Here is a 908-nt window from a genome sequence, read left to right as displayed (position 1 = left end):
GTGTAAGTGCACAAGGGAGCTTGACTGTGAGAGCGACAGCTCGAGCAGGGACGAAAGTCGGGACTAGTGATCCGGCGGTACATTGTGGAATGGCCGTCGCTCAACGGATAAAAGGTACCTCGGGGATAACAGGCTGATCTTGCCCAAGAGTCCATATCGACGGCATGGTTTGGCACCTCGATGTCGGCTCGTCGCATCCTGGGGCTGGAGTTGGTCCCAAGGGTTGGGCTGTTCGCCCATTAAAGCGGTACGCGAGCTGGGTTCAGAACGTCGTGAGACAGTTCGGTCCCTATCCGCTGCGCGCGCAGGAAATTTGAGAAGACCTGTCCTTAGTACGAGAGGACCGGGACGGACGAACCTCTGGTATGGCAGTTGTACCGCCAGGTGCACCGCTGCTTCGCTACGTTCGGAAGAGATAACCGCTGAAAGCATCTAAGCGGGAAGCTCGCTTCGAGATGAGATTTCCACGCACCTAGTGTGCGAGAGGCCCCCAGCTAGACCACTGGGTTGATAGGCCGGAGGTGGAAGCACGAACCAACGACGTGTGCAGCCGACCGGTACTAATAAGCCGACAACTTACACCACACCCCACCCCCAACACGTGTTGGAACCCGGGTGGGAACAACCACAGAACACCGCGTCCACTATACGGCTCCCAACCAACAACCCGTTGGTACCAGGAACCACCACCGAACACCGCCCAGCACGGGCGGACACCACAACAGAGAAAGTCTGTGACCAGATTTCCCCCCACCACCGGGCCCGGGCCACCGGGACCGTGGACCACGGGGGGAGACAGAGTTACGGCGGTCATAGCGTGGGGGAAACGCCCGGTCCCATCCCGAACCCGGAAGCTAAGACCCACAGCGCCGATGGTACTGCACCCGGAAGGGTGTGGGAGAGTAGGA

Annotated in this window: 2 rRNA genes; both read left to right on the top strand. The window is 59.7% G+C overall.

The features are described from left to right. A 23S ribosomal RNA gene (locus ACYVM4_RS18170) occupies positions 1-585 on the top strand; the annotation flags it as partial. Between the two features lie 217 nt (positions 586-802). Continuing rightward, positions 803-908: ribosomal RNA gene (gene rrf, locus ACYVM4_RS18165) — 5S ribosomal RNA — on the top strand; the annotation flags it as partial.

Source organism: Kocuria himachalensis (assembly GCF_054784195.1).
This window is presented reverse-complemented; position numbering and strand designations above follow the sequence as displayed.